This window comes from Actinoplanes rectilineatus, from assembly GCF_000962825.1.
GTDB lineage: Bacteria > Actinomycetota > Actinomycetes > Mycobacteriales > Micromonosporaceae > Actinoplanes > Actinoplanes rectilineatus.
Window position 1 is genome coordinate 122034 of the sequence record NZ_JZKF01000006.1, and the last position, 12196, is coordinate 134229.

General features: G+C 68.1%; 43 protein-coding genes. 4 read left to right on the top strand and 39 right to left on the bottom strand.

The features are described 5' to 3' along the window. Positions 1-4 precede the first annotated feature (4 nt). Positions 5-304, top strand: coding sequence for a hypothetical protein (locus WH85_RS06595; RefSeq protein WP_045740792.1), 300 nt, complete (start codon positions 5-7; stop codon positions 302-304). Positions 305-353: 49 nt separating this feature from the next. After that, complete coding sequence (locus WH85_RS06600; RefSeq protein WP_045740793.1) at positions 354-539, top strand: hypothetical protein; 186 nt, start codon at positions 354-356, stop codon at positions 537-539. Between the two features lie 87 nt (positions 540-626). On the opposite strand, the gene WH85_RS06605 is transcribed toward WH85_RS06600, so the two are convergent. Beyond that, the gene (locus WH85_RS06605) at positions 627-1139 is read right to left on the bottom strand and encodes a hypothetical protein (protein WP_045740794.1); all 513 of its coding nucleotides are present in this window, start codon (positions 1137-1139) and stop codon (positions 627-629) included. Positions 1140-1358: 219 nt separating this feature from the next. On the opposite strand from WH85_RS06605, the gene WH85_RS52175 reads away from it, so the two are divergent. After that, entirely contained in the window at positions 1359-1781 is a 423-nt protein-coding gene (locus WH85_RS52175; protein WP_211275298.1) for an excalibur calcium-binding domain-containing protein, read from the top strand. Between the two features lie 54 nt (positions 1782-1835). Here the strand turns inward: WH85_RS52175 and WH85_RS06615 are convergent, their stop codons facing one another. From WH85_RS06615 to WH85_RS06690, 18 genes are all read right to left on the bottom strand, one after another. Further along, positions 1836-2312 carry a hypothetical protein gene (locus WH85_RS06615; protein ID WP_045740975.1) on the bottom strand — a complete coding sequence of 159 codons (477 nt, stop codon included), beginning with the start codon at positions 2310-2312 and terminating at the stop codon, positions 1836-1838. A 44-nt stretch (positions 2313-2356) separates the two neighbouring features. Then, positions 2357-2566: a hypothetical protein gene (locus WH85_RS06620; protein WP_045740795.1), complete on the bottom strand. Its 210-nt coding sequence runs from the start codon at positions 2564-2566 to the stop codon at positions 2357-2359. Next, entirely contained in the window at positions 2563-2865 is a 303-nt protein-coding gene (locus tag WH85_RS06625; RefSeq protein ID WP_157410822.1) for a hypothetical protein, read from the bottom strand. Before WH85_RS06625 ends, WH85_RS06620 begins: the two co-directional genes overlap by 4 nt. A 130-nt stretch (positions 2866-2995) precedes the next feature. After that, positions 2996-3352 (bottom strand): hypothetical protein, encoded by a 357-nt coding sequence (locus WH85_RS06630; protein WP_157410823.1) that lies wholly within the window; start codon positions 3350-3352, stop codon positions 2996-2998. Then, complete coding sequence (locus WH85_RS06635; protein WP_045740798.1) at positions 3349-3627, bottom strand: hypothetical protein; 279 nt, start codon at positions 3625-3627, stop codon at positions 3349-3351. Before WH85_RS06635 ends, WH85_RS06630 begins: the two co-directional genes overlap by 4 nt. Beyond that, positions 3624-3791, bottom strand: coding sequence for a hypothetical protein (locus WH85_RS50095; RefSeq protein ID WP_157410824.1), 168 nt, complete (start codon positions 3789-3791; stop codon positions 3624-3626). The genes WH85_RS06635 and WH85_RS50095 overlap by 4 nt, the downstream gene beginning before the upstream one ends. Before the next feature lie 2 nt (positions 3792-3793). Continuing rightward, a complete protein-coding gene (locus WH85_RS06640; protein ID WP_157410825.1) occupies positions 3794-4006 on the bottom strand; it encodes a hypothetical protein in 213 nt (70 codons plus the stop codon). Continuing rightward, positions 4006-4227 (bottom strand): hypothetical protein, encoded by a 222-nt coding sequence (locus tag WH85_RS06645; protein WP_045740800.1) that lies wholly within the window; start codon positions 4225-4227, stop codon positions 4006-4008. The genes WH85_RS06640 and WH85_RS06645 overlap by 1 nt, the downstream gene beginning before the upstream one ends. A gap of 3 nt (positions 4228-4230) precedes the next feature. Continuing rightward, positions 4231-4530: a hypothetical protein gene (locus tag WH85_RS06650; protein ID WP_045740801.1), complete on the bottom strand. Its 300-nt coding sequence runs from the start codon at positions 4528-4530 to the stop codon at positions 4231-4233. Next, positions 4527-4940 (bottom strand): hypothetical protein, encoded by a 414-nt coding sequence (locus WH85_RS46725; RefSeq protein WP_052720202.1) that lies wholly within the window; start codon positions 4938-4940, stop codon positions 4527-4529. Before WH85_RS46725 ends, WH85_RS06650 begins: the two co-directional genes overlap by 4 nt. A gap of 2 nt (positions 4941-4942) precedes the next feature. Continuing rightward, the gene (locus tag WH85_RS50100) at positions 4943-5164 is read right to left on the bottom strand and encodes a hypothetical protein (protein WP_157410826.1); all 222 of its coding nucleotides are present in this window, start codon (positions 5162-5164) and stop codon (positions 4943-4945) included. Then, on the bottom strand, positions 5161-5409 hold the full coding sequence (locus WH85_RS06660) for a hypothetical protein (RefSeq protein ID WP_045740802.1): 249 nt from the start codon (positions 5407-5409) through the stop codon (positions 5161-5163). Before WH85_RS06660 ends, WH85_RS50100 begins: the two co-directional genes overlap by 4 nt. Continuing rightward, complete coding sequence (locus WH85_RS06665) at positions 5406-5708, bottom strand: hypothetical protein (RefSeq protein WP_045740803.1); 303 nt, start codon at positions 5706-5708, stop codon at positions 5406-5408. Before WH85_RS06665 ends, WH85_RS06660 begins: the two co-directional genes overlap by 4 nt. Continuing rightward, on the bottom strand, positions 5705-6094 hold the full coding sequence (locus WH85_RS06670) for a hypothetical protein (RefSeq protein WP_045740804.1): 390 nt from the start codon (positions 6092-6094) through the stop codon (positions 5705-5707). The genes WH85_RS06665 and WH85_RS06670 overlap by 4 nt, the downstream gene beginning before the upstream one ends. Beyond that, on the bottom strand, positions 6091-6276 hold the full coding sequence (locus WH85_RS06675) for a hypothetical protein (protein ID WP_045740805.1): 186 nt from the start codon (positions 6274-6276) through the stop codon (positions 6091-6093). Before WH85_RS06675 ends, WH85_RS06670 begins: the two co-directional genes overlap by 4 nt. A gap of 1 nt (position 6277) precedes the next feature. Continuing rightward, positions 6278-6565, bottom strand: a complete 288-nt coding sequence (locus WH85_RS06680) for a hypothetical protein (protein ID WP_157410827.1) — start codon at positions 6563-6565, stop codon at positions 6278-6280. After that, a complete protein-coding gene (locus tag WH85_RS06685) occupies positions 6562-6861 on the bottom strand; it encodes a hypothetical protein (protein ID WP_045740807.1) in 300 nt (99 codons plus the stop codon). Before WH85_RS06685 ends, WH85_RS06680 begins: the two co-directional genes overlap by 4 nt. A gap of 9 nt (positions 6862-6870) precedes the next feature. Then, a complete protein-coding gene (locus WH85_RS06690) occupies positions 6871-7074 on the bottom strand; it encodes a hypothetical protein (RefSeq protein ID WP_045740808.1) in 204 nt (67 codons plus the stop codon). Positions 7075-7156: 82 nt separating this feature from the next. On the opposite strand from WH85_RS06690, the gene WH85_RS06695 reads away from it, so the two are divergent. Next, positions 7157-7444: a hypothetical protein gene (locus WH85_RS06695; protein WP_157410828.1), complete on the top strand. Its 288-nt coding sequence runs from the start codon at positions 7157-7159 to the stop codon at positions 7442-7444. Between the two features lie 9 nt (positions 7445-7453). Here WH85_RS06695 and WH85_RS51525 read toward each other — a convergent pair whose 3' ends face one another. From WH85_RS51525 to WH85_RS50115, 20 genes are all read right to left on the bottom strand, one after another. Then, on the bottom strand, positions 7454-7630 hold the full coding sequence (locus WH85_RS51525; RefSeq protein ID WP_169792418.1) for a hypothetical protein: 177 nt from the start codon (positions 7628-7630) through the stop codon (positions 7454-7456). A gap of 105 nt (positions 7631-7735) precedes the next feature. Continuing rightward, positions 7736-7897 (bottom strand): hypothetical protein, encoded by a 162-nt coding sequence (locus WH85_RS50105; protein WP_157410829.1) that lies wholly within the window; start codon positions 7895-7897, stop codon positions 7736-7738. An 85-nt stretch (positions 7898-7982) separates the two neighbouring features. After that, on the bottom strand, positions 7983-8219 hold the full coding sequence (locus tag WH85_RS06700) for a hypothetical protein (protein WP_157410830.1): 237 nt from the start codon (positions 8217-8219) through the stop codon (positions 7983-7985). Further along, positions 8216-8536, bottom strand: coding sequence for a hypothetical protein (locus tag WH85_RS06705; protein WP_045740811.1), 321 nt, complete (start codon positions 8534-8536; stop codon positions 8216-8218). Before WH85_RS06705 ends, WH85_RS06700 begins: the two co-directional genes overlap by 4 nt. Continuing rightward, positions 8533-8718, bottom strand: coding sequence for a hypothetical protein (locus tag WH85_RS06710; RefSeq protein WP_045740812.1), 186 nt, complete (start codon positions 8716-8718; stop codon positions 8533-8535). The genes WH85_RS06705 and WH85_RS06710 overlap by 4 nt, the downstream gene beginning before the upstream one ends. Further along, complete coding sequence (locus tag WH85_RS06715) at positions 8715-8930, bottom strand: hypothetical protein (RefSeq protein WP_045740813.1); 216 nt, start codon at positions 8928-8930, stop codon at positions 8715-8717. Before WH85_RS06715 ends, WH85_RS06710 begins: the two co-directional genes overlap by 4 nt. Next, positions 8927-9154 carry a hypothetical protein gene (locus WH85_RS06720; protein WP_157410831.1) on the bottom strand — a complete coding sequence of 76 codons (228 nt, stop codon included), beginning with the start codon at positions 9152-9154 and terminating at the stop codon, positions 8927-8929. The genes WH85_RS06715 and WH85_RS06720 overlap by 4 nt, the downstream gene beginning before the upstream one ends. Then, positions 9151-9339: a hypothetical protein gene (locus tag WH85_RS06725; RefSeq protein WP_045740815.1), complete on the bottom strand. Its 189-nt coding sequence runs from the start codon at positions 9337-9339 to the stop codon at positions 9151-9153. The genes WH85_RS06720 and WH85_RS06725 overlap by 4 nt, the downstream gene beginning before the upstream one ends. Then, complete coding sequence (locus WH85_RS06730) at positions 9336-9548, bottom strand: hypothetical protein (protein ID WP_045740816.1); 213 nt, start codon at positions 9546-9548, stop codon at positions 9336-9338. The genes WH85_RS06725 and WH85_RS06730 overlap by 4 nt, the downstream gene beginning before the upstream one ends. Continuing rightward, positions 9545-9781: a hypothetical protein gene (locus WH85_RS06735; protein ID WP_157410832.1), complete on the bottom strand. Its 237-nt coding sequence runs from the start codon at positions 9779-9781 to the stop codon at positions 9545-9547. The genes WH85_RS06730 and WH85_RS06735 overlap by 4 nt, the downstream gene beginning before the upstream one ends. 17 nt (positions 9782-9798) lie before the next feature. Further along, complete coding sequence (locus tag WH85_RS06740; protein WP_045740818.1) at positions 9799-10011, bottom strand: hypothetical protein; 213 nt, start codon at positions 10009-10011, stop codon at positions 9799-9801. Then, the gene (locus WH85_RS06745; protein ID WP_045740819.1) at positions 10008-10268 is read right to left on the bottom strand and encodes a hypothetical protein; all 261 of its coding nucleotides are present in this window, start codon (positions 10266-10268) and stop codon (positions 10008-10010) included. Before WH85_RS06745 ends, WH85_RS06740 begins: the two co-directional genes overlap by 4 nt. Next, complete coding sequence (locus WH85_RS06750; RefSeq protein ID WP_045740820.1) at positions 10265-10492, bottom strand: hypothetical protein; 228 nt, start codon at positions 10490-10492, stop codon at positions 10265-10267. Before WH85_RS06750 ends, WH85_RS06745 begins: the two co-directional genes overlap by 4 nt. Positions 10493-10580: 88 nt before the next feature. Beyond that, complete coding sequence (locus tag WH85_RS06755; protein WP_045740821.1) at positions 10581-10763, bottom strand: hypothetical protein; 183 nt, start codon at positions 10761-10763, stop codon at positions 10581-10583. Continuing rightward, a complete protein-coding gene (locus WH85_RS54365; RefSeq protein ID WP_483757004.1) occupies positions 10760-10891 on the bottom strand; it encodes a TFIIB-type zinc finger domain-containing protein in 132 nt (43 codons plus the stop codon). Before WH85_RS54365 ends, WH85_RS06755 begins: the two co-directional genes overlap by 4 nt. Further along, positions 10888-11337 carry a hypothetical protein gene (locus tag WH85_RS06760; RefSeq protein WP_157410833.1) on the bottom strand — a complete coding sequence of 150 codons (450 nt, stop codon included), beginning with the start codon at positions 11335-11337 and terminating at the stop codon, positions 10888-10890. The genes WH85_RS54365 and WH85_RS06760 overlap by 4 nt, the downstream gene beginning before the upstream one ends. Positions 11338-11357: 20 nt before the next feature. Continuing rightward, entirely contained in the window at positions 11358-11537 is a 180-nt protein-coding gene (locus tag WH85_RS06765; protein WP_045740977.1) for a hypothetical protein, read from the bottom strand. Continuing rightward, entirely contained in the window at positions 11537-11692 is a 156-nt protein-coding gene (locus tag WH85_RS50110) for a hypothetical protein (protein WP_157410834.1), read from the bottom strand. Before WH85_RS50110 ends, WH85_RS06765 begins: the two co-directional genes overlap by 1 nt. Next, positions 11689-11952, bottom strand: coding sequence for a hypothetical protein (locus tag WH85_RS06770; protein WP_045740823.1), 264 nt, complete (start codon positions 11950-11952; stop codon positions 11689-11691). Before WH85_RS06770 ends, WH85_RS50110 begins: the two co-directional genes overlap by 4 nt. A gap of 2 nt (positions 11953-11954) precedes the next feature. After that, positions 11955-12131: a hypothetical protein gene (locus WH85_RS50115; RefSeq protein WP_157410835.1), complete on the bottom strand. Its 177-nt coding sequence runs from the start codon at positions 12129-12131 to the stop codon at positions 11955-11957. Positions 12132-12196: the final 65 nt, after the last annotated feature.

Consider the following 12196-nt stretch of genomic DNA (forward strand, 5'->3'; position numbering starts at 1 on the left):
CACGATGCCCACCCAAGTTCACGACCAGGCCACCGGCACGTTCCTCCTCGTCCAGCCCGGACAGGTCGTCACGTTCGTCCCCGCCAACCGCAGCATCGGCATCCACTCCGCCTCCCCGCACGGAAACCTGCCCCCACACCCGCACAACTGCGAGTACGTCGACGGCGACGCCTACTGCGACGGGTCCTTCAGCGCCGGCAACAAGCTGCGCGAACTGTGGGAAAACTCCGGACACAACGACCAGATCATCTGGGACGAACTGGCCATCTGGTTCGGGGCCAACTTCCCCGCCGTGCACCGCTGACCGTCCTGGCCGGGTGGCGTGGCTGCCCGGCCCAACCCGAGGAGACACCATGACCTACACCTACATCGGCGCCGACCGCAACGACCAGGACGACAACCCGGACCGCTGCTGCGACCAGTACGGCATCGGCAACCACGACCCCGTCAACTGCGAAACCGGCCCGGCGCCCGCAGTCAAGCACGTCATCACCGTTGACCCCGAACGCGACTCGGAAGGCAACTACACCCAGCGCTGACACAGCTGCAACAGACTGTTGCAAAAGACTTTCAAGCTTGCGAAAGCCGCCGCAGAGCACACGCTCGCGGCGGCTTCATCCTGTGGGCTAACTCGGCTCGTGAACCCGAGACCGAAGAAGACTCTGGAGTACCTCAACAGCCTCACTCGCACGCTTTATCACGTCGCGTGGCATCGCCTCGAGCGAGTCAATATCCTTCGCTGCCTCACGGACCGAGGCATAGGAGTTTGCGACTCGCCACCAGGCAGCCAGAACATCCTCATCGAGGTAGAGCCTGATCCGCGCCGAGAGTCTCGCCGGGTGCAGCAGGTCCGACATCTGATCAGGGAGGGCATCCCGTTCTTCACTATCGAGGTCGATGTCAAGAATGAGAGTGAGGTTTTGGGAGAATTCCATCAGGTCCAAATAGACCTGAGCGCGAACGTCAGCCAGTTTGTCCTGACGCTGACGCGCCCACTCGGCATTCTGTCGTTCTTTCTGCCGTTCCCACTGTTCCCGGTCACGCCGGGAGGTGAACAGGTGCGTCATCCAGCCGCCTGCGAGGCCGCCGGCTACACCGATGCCGCCAGAAAGGACAGGGATCCACCAATCGGTTGCCACGGCAACATCATGTCACCGCGAGCGGGCTTCATGTCCAGAAACGATCGCCACCGGTACCGAGACTCAGCGCGCCCTTGCCAGGGCCGTCACTGTCAGCTGGGTCGCGACATAAGAAGGCCGCTTCGCGAGCTGACCGGCCAGCAACGACGGCCCGATCCGGGGGAGTAGCCATCCGGCCGGGGGATCGACGCACGTTACGGCTATGTCCAGAGTGGCTCGATGGCCAGCAAACAAAAGAGCCCACCAGCCTGGATCGCCATCGCTGTCCTTGTGTTGTGCTGCGGCGGCATCACCAACACGGTCTTCGGCGACGACGACAAGACGCCCGCCCCGGCGACTACCCGCACCCAGACTGCGTGGGATGCCGAGCAGCAGCGGGCCGAAGCGTCGGCCTCGGCCGCCGCAGAAGCCGCCGCCAACCTTGAGGACAGCCCGGAACCCGAACCGGAAGAAACCACCAGCAAGCCAAAGAAGACCCGCAACACCGACGACGAGCCGGACGACGACGAACCCGACAGCGTCTACTACGAGAACTGTGCCGCAGTCCGGGCTGCGGGCGCCGCTCCAATCCGCCGCGGCGATCCGGGATACGCGCGTCACCTGGACCGCGACGGGGACGGAGAAGGCTGCGGAGGCGACTGAGCCGGAACAGCAGGAAGCCCCGCCCGCCGTGGAAGGCAAGCGGGGCTCTGCAGATCAGGCGAGGTCGGCCGGTGGCGTCCAACCCGGCGACGGCTCGCTGTCTGGGGCGGTGGTGTCCTTCGACGCGCCCATCGCCGACCGCAGCAGAATCCGGGAGCCGTCCGCGGCGAGCATCGATATGCCGGCCGGTGCGACACCGCGGGCGTCGGTCGGGCCGAGGTCACCGAACGCGACCAGCCGCCATTCTCGCAGGGCGTCCGGCCGTGCCGCGTCCAGCAGCTGCGCGGCGAGGACCGCGACCCGCTGCGACCCGTACTTCGGCGTCGGTAGGACGGTGGGCACGTCGATCGGGATCTCGCCTTTGCGCTGCTCACCGAACAGGTACATGTGGGCGCCACGCTGGTCGGCCAGGTCGATGCCCGCGGGGGACTGCTCGGTGCCCTGGCCGTACCGCTTCACCGATGCGATGTCGGGGTGCCCGGCGGCGTTGAGCAGCCGTTCGAGGAGGTCGAGGGCATCGGTGAGGTTCACGGCCTGCACCCTACCGGAACGATCATGGACGGGGTGGGGAACCATTAGAACCCGGCCCGGAACTCGGCCCGCACCCGATCATGCACCGGTGTCGGCTCCGCAGACGGCTCATGCAACTTCCGGTGCTGCACCTCCGCGGCCCGCAGCATCTGACCCAGCGTGTACCGCAGGTGGGCGTCAGCCACATCCACCTCAACCTGACAATGCCGGTCGCACGGATAGTCGACGAAAAACGACGGCTGCGGGACGGTCATGACTCCGCCTCGACGGCCCGGCACGACAGGCGCACGATCTCGCCACGACCCGCCTCGATGTCACCGGCGAACCCGTCCGGCGACTGCATCTCGAACATGCCCCGAGTGCCCTGCACCATCACCGGGGCCGTGCCGTCCGTCCGGAGCCAGCCGTAGTAAACGCCGTCCGCATCCTCGACCAGCTCCACGGCCACCGGTTCTATGCCGCAGAACCGGACCGTGCGTTCGTCGCCGAACCGGTGGAACGGGCGGCTCTCCATGCGGTTGCGGCCGGCGAACATGCGCCACGAGCGGGTCATCGCACACCCACCCGGACCTCGGCCACCCCACACGCAACGAGCAAACCGACGGCCACGACAACCATCACCGCAACCAGGCCAGACAAGGTCAGCGCAGGCACCAAAGCCCGGCCCAACAACCGCCACACCCTCACCACGGCGACCCGCCGTAGTGGGCCAGCAGCACACCCATCTCCACATCCACCGGCACCGTCCTCGAGGACGACACCACCCGCACCGGCCGGTCCCCGTCACGCCACGGCATCGGGTACGCGTACACGGCCGGCGCGCCCATCATGCGGGCCACACGCATCTCCGCCATGACCGGGCCGCCCGGCACCGGGCCGCCGAACGTCCGCGGGTCGAACCAGATGCCAAGCTCCTTCATCGCCCGCCCCGCATCGCCCTTGCTCGCCGCGACAACCCACAGGCGGGTCTGCGGGGACGGCAAAGCGATCGGGGCGGGCAGGGAGGCGTTCCAGACCGTGTACAGATTCAGGCCGGTCACGGCCACCACCGTTCGCCATCCGTGCGGAAGCCGCCCGGATTTGCCTTGCCGAGCACCGTGTAGTCCTGGGTCGACTTCCAACCCGTCTCACCACGATCGTCGGCGGTCCGCCCGCAGCACGGGGCACGCCACACCGAACAATCCGTGTACCGGCCGGTCACTTCTACCGTGCCGAGGTCGTAAATCCCGCCGCAGGTGCAACGGACCGGCTTGAACATGTCCGCGATCGCGAGCTGCTCGATGAGCTGTTCTTCTCGTCGGAGGTTGTCGCTCATGATGCGTTCTCCTTCTCAAGCTGGGCGAGCGCGTCGTTGCGGGCACAGACCATCGCCACCCACAGCTGGTCCTCGGCCTCGAGGTCACGCGGCGCCTCGGCCAACAGCAGCTCCGTGTGCTCGACCGCTGCCGCCACGAACACGGACCACGGGGAAGACGACACGGTCACAACCTCATCTCCGACCAGCCGGTCACCGACACCCACTGATTCCGCGGCAGACGGTTCCGCTGCTGCTGCGATTCGGTGATCTGGTCCGACAGCTGAGAAACGTCGTTTATTGAGGTAGGCGGGCTCATGGTCCAATCAATGGCGCCGGCGCCCATAGCAGAACCGTCACGGCTGTCGATGACTGTGTACGACACCAAGAAGTAGCCCATCACGCCTCCAGCACGGTTGCCGTGAGCCGGGCGCCTGCCCGCAGCAGTTCGGCCCGCTGCGACATCAGCCGCGACCGCTCATCCTCAAGGAGCTGCCCCCAGCCTTGCGGGTCCGCCATGCGCTCCTCCACGGCAGCCAAGTCGGCGACGACCCGGGCCAGACGCTCCGACTCCGGGGTGGCCTCGCCGGCCGTGGTGGCGGGCAGGTCGGTGACAGTCATCGGTCAGTCCTCCATCAGGCCGTAAACGACCAGGGCCAGGGCGTCATAGGCGCCGGGAATCTCACAGGTCTGCCCCGTCCAGCCGCCCGCCGTACGGAACAGCGCCATCAGCTGGACGACGTCCAGGCCGACGTGCAGTTCGGTGTCGCCACGATCCGACCGGACCACCAAGACGCGGCTGGTCTCGTCGACACCCACGGCCCGATTCAGCGCGGGCAGGAACGGGGCGTCGAGCACTGCGGTGATACCGCTGACCTCGTGGTCGTCGTCGAGGCTGATGGTGGAAATGCGGAACGGCTTCATCGGGTAGCCGCCTCGTCGGCGAACCGGATCCGCTGCCAGTTCCGATACGAGATCTCCAGGTCCCCGGCCTCGAAGTCGGCCAGCATGGATGCGCAGTCGGCCTCCGAGTAGGTGCCGTCGCCGTACCCCCAGCCGATCAGGTTGCACGGGCCGCGCAGCCCGTTACGCCAGTCGAGGACCGTGTAGAAGACGTCACCTTCCAGCTCGTCCGGGTGCTCGTCCTCCCACTGCTCATCGAGGTGGGCCTGACGGTCGGCGCCGGTGACCGGGCGGGTGAGGGCGGCGAAGTTCGGGGTGACCGCCTTGACCGTCCACGGGTTCGAGTCGGTATCGAGCGGGGTGGTGTCACCGACGGAGAAGGGGCGGGGCGGCATGGCCCAGCGGCCGTCGGTCGGGGGACGAAGGTTCATGGTCAGTTCTCCTCGGTCAGGGCGGTCAGGATTTCGTCGTAGAAGGCGGCACCGGGATCGCCGTCGTCCTGCTGCTCACGCCAGGTCTGCCACGCATTGAGCACGTCACCGGCCCGGCTGCTCCGGCTGCGGTGCTTCTCCAACGCCCGCACTGCCGCGGCGTAGGCGTCGGCAGTGGGCGTGCACCGGTGCGGGCTGTACTCAGGGATATGGAGGTCGCTCACCGGACGACCTCCGCGTCCAGGCCGAACTCGGCGACGATCAGCTCCGCCAGCACGCCGGCACCCAGCTGCTTGTCCGGGTTCGTACGCACCACGAACTCGACCACGTCCGAAACGTTCAGCTCGGCGGCGCCGTAGAACACGACCAGCCGCTCCGCCAGCACCGCACCGAGACCAGTTGCCGTCATCCGGTTGGCGCCGTCGACCTCACGGATCAGCCCGGCCACATCATTGATCACACTGCTCATCGGATCTCCTCCAACTTGTCGGTGAACATCGCGGCCACCGCCGCAGCACGCAGCGGAACCGGGCACTCCCAGGAACACAGCCACCAGCCGTCCCGCAGCACCTCATAACCCGGCTCGCCGTCCTCAGGGCGGGGCAACACCAGGTCGACACGACCCCTGCCAACACGGGCCCGCACCACGATCAGCCCGCGCTCGTCGAACACCGCCGACGCCCGCCACTGCGGGTCGAGGACGGCGAGGATGTCGCAGGCATGCTGCCGCGGGTCGAAACCCGCCCACACGCCCGCATCCACGGTCACGCCGCCACCTCGCCGAACACCAGCTGATGCAGCTGCTCCAACTCGGCGAACACACCCGCGTCGGTCACGCCCGCCTCACGCAGCCGCGCCCACAACGGGAGAGCCAACGTGTCACCGAGGGCGTCCTCATCGCAGCTGTCACCGTGGACCGAACAACCCCAGCCGCTGCCCTGGCGGTGAATGCCCACCACGTTGAACACCCAGTGCCCGGACTCGGTCGTGCTGAGCCACTGGGCGAGGCGCCCGTTGTCAGCGGCGAGGGAGAAGAACCCCTCACTGCGGGAATGCAGCAGCGACACCGACGCCCCGCCGGTCTCGTCGCGGACCTCCCAGTAGTGGTAGGTGCCGTTGTCGGCGGGGGCCGTGGTGTGAATGTGTTCGGTCATCGGGTCTCCTCCAGGCGGGCGTTGCGGGCCTCAGCAACCCGCACCCACAGTTGCTGCTCACGCTCACCCGGTGTCAGGCCGAGCCGCTTCATCTCCCGCTGCTCACCAACGTCGGCGTCGGCGTGCAGGTGGGCCATGTAGGCGGCCAGGGCGATGTGCAGATCAGCGGAAAGATCAGTCATGTCAGTTCTCCTCGGAAGAATCGGTCAACAGTCCGGCGCGAGACAGGGCGGCAGCTGTCACCTCGGCCGTCGTAAGGCTCATGCGGCAAGACAGGTCGTCCACGACCCGCTGCTCGACGTCCGGCAGGTCACGGCCGCCACGCAGGAACCCCGACCAGAACAGCGACTCGGCGATGTCCGCCGCCCGTTCCGCGGGTGTGCAGCGCGCCAGGCCGCCTACGATCGGGGCGATCACCCGGGCCGCCGCGTGACGAACCTCAGCACCCGGTGCCGGGCGGCTGAGGCTCACAGCGGGAACCCGGGCAGTCGGGCCCCGGCCGGAACGGTGCACAGCCCGGTGTCCGGGTGGGCGTTACGGTCGTCGCCGCACGTGAGGCACACGTCGTAGGCGACCCACCGGCCGGTAGCACGGTTCAGGTAGACCATGCCGAGCCGGTTGGCGTCGTCCAGGACCTGCTCGACCACGTCGTCCGGGAGGCCGGTCATGGCCGCGATCGAGGCGACAGCCAGGCCGCTGGCCTTGCCGAGGAGGGCGGCGTCGTGGACGTCGAGCAGGATGTCGCGGGCGGTCAGGGTGGCGGTCATCAGGACTCCTCAGATGTCCATGGCGCGTTCGTGCGCGCACTCGTCGTGCAGGTAAGTCAGGCGGTGGGTGTTGTTCACGTCCCCGTCGTACGGGTCGGGAACCAGTGGTGCGGGGCCGCCCGGGCAGTGGGGGTAGCCGGCCGATTCGCAGGGCCCGTATTCGTCGATCAGGTCGCCGTCGACAACGTCCAGCGGTTCGAGATCTCGGGGCATGCCCTGAGTGTAGTGGCCGGGCACTACAGGCTCAATACACCGAGCGAGCGACGCAAGAAACCCCGCCCACTACAGTGAGATCGTGGACAACCCGGCAGCCGAACGAGACGCAGCACTTGCCAAACCCACCAAAGCCGAACAGGCCATAGCCCTCGGCGAGCTGCTCAACGCAATGCCCGGGTTCGTCGCCCACCTAAAGACCCTTCGCCAAGGCGTCGTGAAGTCCATGCACGACGAAGACGGCATGAGCTGGGAAGAAGTCGGCCAAGCCATCGGGCAGCACCGCAACCGCGCCCAACAGATCGCCAAAGGCGTGACCGGCGGCAAGAAGAAGGGCGCCCCGCCGGCGGAAACCGGCGAGACGCCCTGAAGGTCTGCATCAGACGGCGGCCATGTTGATGACCCGCACGTCCAGCACATCATCGTGGATGATCTCCTCACCGTCCTGGTAGACGGTCACCCCGCCGCGCCACGGGCAGTACGACACCTGCTCGTACGCGGTCCGCGTGTCGTCGTGGTGTACCACCAACAGCACATCCGCGTACAGGTGAGCCATCAGCGGGACCGCCTGTCGCGCTGCACCCGCGACGCCGCGAGCAACTGCGCCCACACCGACCGGGCCGCCGGGTCCAGGCGCTGTGCCGGCTGACGGCCGTACCGGTCACCCGCGCTCATCGGCGTCCCTCCGGCCCTGCTCCTGCGCGCCCCGACGGTTCTCGGCCAGCGGATAGTTGGCTCGCGGGTCGTCGAGCGGCCACGATTCGCGTATCGCGTTGTCCCGCACCTGCCCCAGGTCGAGCGCGCGGTGGTTACCCTCGTCCATGTCGTTCTCCTTTCTCGGAAAGCATCGGATTGCGACACGGGCGGGCTCGGCTTCCTACGGCCACGAGCCCGCCCGGCTTTGTCTGTCAGTAACTCCGTGGACTGTCCGCGTACGGGTCCACGCCCTCATGCAGGTCCACGCGGGTGATCCGGCTGGCCGGGAAATCAGCGCGCAGCTCGGCCATCGCCCAGCGCACACACTCCCGGTGATCACACGCCAGCCGCGACAGGACCCCGCCTGCCCCGACCCGGTATTCGGCGTCCGCCGTCGCCACCTCCGGGCAGCCCGGGTTGCCGCACATTGCCATGCCGGCGGCCGTCATAGTGGTGCCTCCTCGTGCTCGCACGGCTCCTCGCCGGACATGTCGTCGCCGTTACGCCAGCCCGAACAGTCGCGACGCAACCCGGCCGGGTCGCCAATGAACCCGACCGTCGCGGCCAGCCGGGACGATTCGATGCCGTACGCGATGTCGTCCACGCACGCGGCGATCTGCTCGCCAACACGGCGCCGCTCCGGGGAGTGGCACGGCAGGTCGTAGTAGGCGTCCTGCAACTCGCCCCACCGCTCGGCGGCCTGCCACACATCGCTGGTCGTCGCGAAATGGCGGCGCACCTCGGCAATCAAATCCCGGACGATCACGGCAGATACTCCCGCCCCATGCCGGGGGTGATCGCATCCGCAACCGCCGCCTGGCCGGCCGGCGAAAGCCCCGCCGTGAGGATCGTGTCCGAGGCAGGCGTGCCGTCCCGGCCGAACCGGGCGATCGCCTCGTCGTACACGCGCCGCTGCTCGGCGGTCAACTGGTCCGCGGCCCGCATCATTGCGGGTCCCCGATCATCGACCGAATCGCAGCATCGGCGGTCGGCCACACCATCTGCGGTGAACCGGCCGCACCGTCGAACCAAGCCTTGAACCCGGTGCCGGACGGGATGACCGCCCCGCTCACCGGGCTACCGCTATTGCTGTCGGCGCCGTCGATCTCCCACTGGTCACCGACGACAGCCACCCGCGGATCGTTTGCGTAGGCGCTCACTGCGGCTCTCCGATCAGCTCGCGGATCTTCTCGTCGGCGGTGAACGTGCCCCGACCCCTCAGGTGCTCGACCATGTACGACTGGTCATCGAAAGACGCGTTGTCACACGCAGGCCACGGCCACGCATCCCACTGCTGGCCCGTCTCGGTGACCCACCACTTCCGGCCGACGAGAAAGCTCTGGTTGATCTTCTCCACCCGTAGATCACGGTTGTACGCGCTCACTCCGGCACCTCCTGCCGCCAGTGCGCCACCTCAGCGGCGTCGATGACCGGCTCCTCGTACTGCCGGTTGATCCGGTCCGCGATCTCCTGGTCCGTCGAGGACGGGTAACGGGCAGCCATCGCCTGCACGACCGTCTGCGCGACCGGATCACGGCCCACAACGCCGCCCGTGTAGTCGACGCTCACGACGCCTCCCGCACGTTCGAGATTCGGCGTGCACGGAACACACCGTTTGTGGGCGTTTTCGTGCTGCCATGAACCCGGGACATCAACACCAGCACCCCATCAACCGGGGCACGCTGCTCGGCACGGGCCTGCACATCAGCAACCGGATCCCACGTCTCGATCGTCTGAACCGGGCCGTCATCCGGGGCAAACTCGAACAGAGTCGTCACGCCGCCACGCTCACAGTCCAGCCGTACGCGCGGTCCTGGCGGTCCTCGACGATCCACGACTCGCCACGGCCAATCTCCTCGATCTCCCGATCCGACAGGGCCAGACGGCGGTCTGTCTGCGGCATCACGAGCAGGGTCGTGAAGATGCGGAACACCGCCACTGTCCGGCCGTCGGAATCCGCCACTACGACCGCGTTGTCGGCGGCGACCTGACGGAACTGCTCGACGGTCAAAGTCAGGGTTCGCTTGCTCACAGTCCCCTCCAGTGGCCCTTACGGAACGTGCCCAGCAGTGTCCCGGTGGCGGTATGCACGGCGAATGACTGCCTCGGGGAGGCGTACACGGCGAGTTGCGCGGCCTGGCGTTCGGCGTCAACGTCATCGACCGCGATGATCGGTTCGCCCTGGCCCTGCGCCACGCCGTTCTCATACACGGTCACCGTGTAGCTGCGGGTGCCCGTCATCGGTCGCCCTCCAACCGGATCAGCACGTTGCCCCGCGCCGGGAAGTTGAATGCCAGCATCCCGCCGGGCTCGGCGATCTCCTTGACATGCTCCGGGGCCAGCGTCACCGTCTGGGCGCCGTCGTACACCTCACCCGGGTCGGCGCCGTCGGGCAGCAGCAGCCACTCCCGGCTCGTGTCGTCGTCCCACCACGTGTGCTGGCCGGCGAGCAGCCGCTCGTAGTGATCCCTGGGTAGCGTGATCGTGTGGTCGGTCACGACCCGTGCTCCGTCCGCAGCGCCCACTCCAGCGCACCCTCGGGCGTGCTGGAGAAGCTTCCCGCCAGGCCCGACACGGGCCGCGGGTCCTCGATGGTGGCGTGCCCGAAGTAGGCGGCCCAGCCGTCACCGGTGGGCATCACCATCAGGGTGGTGTCGTCGTCGCGTTCCACCCGGTAGCCGTCGCCGACCGGGTGCACACGCTGATCGTCCTTGACGTTCACTATTCTCCTTCGTCGGCGGTCAGACGGTCTGACCGGCCGTCACGGGCCTCAGCGGCAGGGGAGTAGCGCTGAGACCCAGAACGGGCGGTCACACACTGGCAAGCTCAAAAAGGGCGAAGTCGTCGGCGGCGACAAGGTCCGCCAACTCCAGGGCGATCCGCTGACGCTGGCCGTCCAGGCGCATCGCCTCGATCGGCGACCCCCCATCGGAGGCGGCACGGACCGTCCGGTACGCGATGCGCAGCTGCTCGAGCTGCTCGGCCGCGGTCACCGGGCCACCACCGACGACTGAGGCGGAGGCGGGTAGCCGCAGCTGCGGCACACCATCCGGCCGTCCCGGACCGTCACCTCACGGTCGCCGCACGACGGGCACGCCTCGTTCTCGGCCAGGCCCGTCACGACAGCCCCTCCAGCAGCTTCGCCAGGCCGCCGAAATCCTCCAGCTCGGCCTGCGGGCCACCGTCATACGGCACCGACACACCGGTAGGCGGATCCTCGTCGTCCTCGTCGTCCAACCATTCGTCGTCATGGCCGAACCCGGCCATGAACTCCCCGAAATGCGTAGCCCCGGCCACGTCGGACGGCTCCGCGTGATAGCGGGACAGCCCGGCCTCGGCCAGCGACAGGGAACACGCCACGAACTCGAGGCGCCCGTGCATGCCAAACAGACCAGCCAGGCGGGCGATCTCCGCATCCCGGCCAACAACCGTCTCGAACGGACCAAGCAGGCGGATGTCGAAATAGTCGTCGTAGTCACCCAGGTACGAGATGACCCGGATCGACGGCTGGCCAGAGCCCTCGTTGCCGTCATGCGGGTCGGTCATCTCCCGGTAGCGGGCGCGCATCATCGGATCGTTAGGCCGTGTCACGACGCCACCTCCGCCACGATCGCCGCAGCGTCGACGGCCGCGGTCAGGCAGTCGTCGCATTCCAGGCGCCCGGTGGCCGCGTTGAACGACATCGGCACGGGGGAGCCGCACGGACAGAACGCATGCTCGTCGTCCGGCCACCCGGACCGGAACGTCAGCTCGGGAACGGCGTCCATCACTGCACCTGCCAGCGCGTGCCGAGCCGGTAGCCGACCACACCGGCCGGGATGTCGCCCTGCCACACCTCACGGCCGGTGTCGATACGCCCGGCCTCGAACGGGTCCCGGCGCCGGCGGGCCGCACGACGCTCACGGGCTGCGGTCGCCGTCACGACGCCACCGCCGACAGCGCGCGGCCCCGGTTCCGGCGCAGCGTGTGCTCGAGCACGTAATCCGGGTCCCGGTCGATGTCCGCGCCCGCCCACACCCTGACGGTCACCGGGTGCGGCATCGGCGGCCGGGTCACGTCGAGCCTGGCGCCGTACGCCTTCGCGAACTCTCGCGGCGTCGACTGCGGGGCGTCGTAGGTGGTGTCGCGGACCGTGTCCTGCCCGCGGGAAACCACCTCGTAGCTGTAGGTGAACGCGGCCATGGTCAGTCCCTCCGCTCGTGGGTGCGGTGCCGGGGCAGGTCCAGTGACAGCCGGATCGCCTCGTCCTTCACGACGCGACGCGACGGCCGGTTGCGGTGTGTCGGCTCAACGGGCGGCTCGTGCTCCCAGCGGTCGAAGTCGTCGCCGGAGTCGGTGGGGGTCAGAACAGCGATGGACATCAGAGTTCTCCTCGAACTGAGAGGGGGCGGGCCGGGCGGCCCAAGGGGGGCAAAGAACCGCCCGG

Coding starts and splice junctions, on each gene's coding strand:
- WH85_RS06650 (WP_045740801.1), bottom strand. CDS start 4,530: ATGAAGCCGTTCCGCATTTCCACCATCAGCCTCGACGACGACCACGAG.
- WH85_RS06740 (WP_045740818.1), bottom strand. CDS start 10,011: ATGACGGGCACCCGCAGCTACACGGTGACCGTGTATGAGAACGGCGTG.
- WH85_RS06600 (WP_045740793.1), top strand. CDS start 354: ATGACCTACACCTACATCGGCGCCGACCGCAACGACCAGGACGACAAC.
- WH85_RS06670 (WP_045740804.1), bottom strand. CDS start 6,094: ATGACCGAACACATTCACACCACGGCCCCCGCCGACAACGGCACCTAC.
- WH85_RS06645 (WP_045740800.1), bottom strand. CDS start 4,227: ATGACTGTCACCGACCTGCCCGCCACCACGGCCGGCGAGGCCACCCCG.
- WH85_RS06700 (WP_157410830.1), bottom strand. CDS start 8,219: ATGACGGCCGCCGGCATGGCAATGTGCGGCAACCCGGGCTGCCCGGAG.
- WH85_RS51525 (WP_169792418.1), bottom strand. CDS start 7,630: ATGGCTCACCTGTACGCGGATGTGCTGTTGGTGGTACACCACGACGAC.
- WH85_RS06595 (WP_045740792.1), top strand. CDS start 5: ATGCCCACCCAAGTTCACGACCAGGCCACCGGCACGTTCCTCCTCGTC.
- WH85_RS50115 (WP_157410835.1), bottom strand. CDS start 12,131: ATGTCCATCGCTGTTCTGACCCCCACCGACTCCGGCGACGACTTCGAC.
- WH85_RS06620 (WP_045740795.1), bottom strand. CDS start 2,566: ATGACCGTCCCGCAGCCGTCGTTTTTCGTCGACTATCCGTGCGACCGG.
- WH85_RS06635 (WP_045740798.1), bottom strand. CDS start 3,627: ATGAGCGACAACCTCCGACGAGAAGAACAGCTCATCGAGCAGCTCGCG.
- WH85_RS06770 (WP_045740823.1), bottom strand. CDS start 11,952: ATGGCCGCGTTCACCTACAGCTACGAGGTGGTTTCCCGCGGGCAGGAC.
- WH85_RS06675 (WP_045740805.1), bottom strand. CDS start 6,276: ATGACTGATCTTTCCGCTGATCTGCACATCGCCCTGGCCGCCTACATG.
- WH85_RS06760 (WP_157410833.1), bottom strand. CDS start 11,337: ATGCGCGCCCGCTACCGGGAGATGACCGACCCGCATGACGGCAACGAG.
- WH85_RS06640 (WP_157410825.1), bottom strand. CDS start 4,006: ATGGGCTACTTCTTGGTGTCGTACACAGTCATCGACAGCCGTGACGGT.
- WH85_RS46725 (WP_052720202.1), bottom strand. CDS start 4,940: ATGAACCTTCGTCCCCCGACCGACGGCCGCTGGGCCATGCCGCCCCGC.
- WH85_RS06660 (WP_045740802.1), bottom strand. CDS start 5,409: ATGAGCAGTGTGATCAATGATGTGGCCGGGCTGATCCGTGAGGTCGAC.
- WH85_RS06625 (WP_157410822.1), bottom strand. CDS start 2,865: ATGACCCGCTCGTGGCGCATGTTCGCCGGCCGCAACCGCATGGAGAGC.
- WH85_RS06765 (WP_045740977.1), bottom strand. CDS start 11,537: ATGGACGCCGTTCCCGAGCTGACGTTCCGGTCCGGGTGGCCGGACGAC.
- WH85_RS50105 (WP_157410829.1), bottom strand. CDS start 7,897: ATGGACGAGGGTAACCACCGCGCGCTCGACCTGGGGCAGGTGCGGGAC.
- WH85_RS06710 (WP_045740812.1), bottom strand. CDS start 8,718: ATGATGCGGGCCGCGGACCAGTTGACCGCCGAGCAGCGGCGCGTGTAC.
- WH85_RS52175 (WP_211275298.1), top strand. CDS start 1,359: ATGGCCAGCAAACAAAAGAGCCCACCAGCCTGGATCGCCATCGCTGTC.
- WH85_RS06690 (WP_045740808.1), bottom strand. CDS start 7,074: ATGCCCCGAGATCTCGAACCGCTGGACGTTGTCGACGGCGACCTGATC.
- WH85_RS06685 (WP_045740807.1), bottom strand. CDS start 6,861: ATGACCGCCACCCTGACCGCCCGCGACATCCTGCTCGACGTCCACGAC.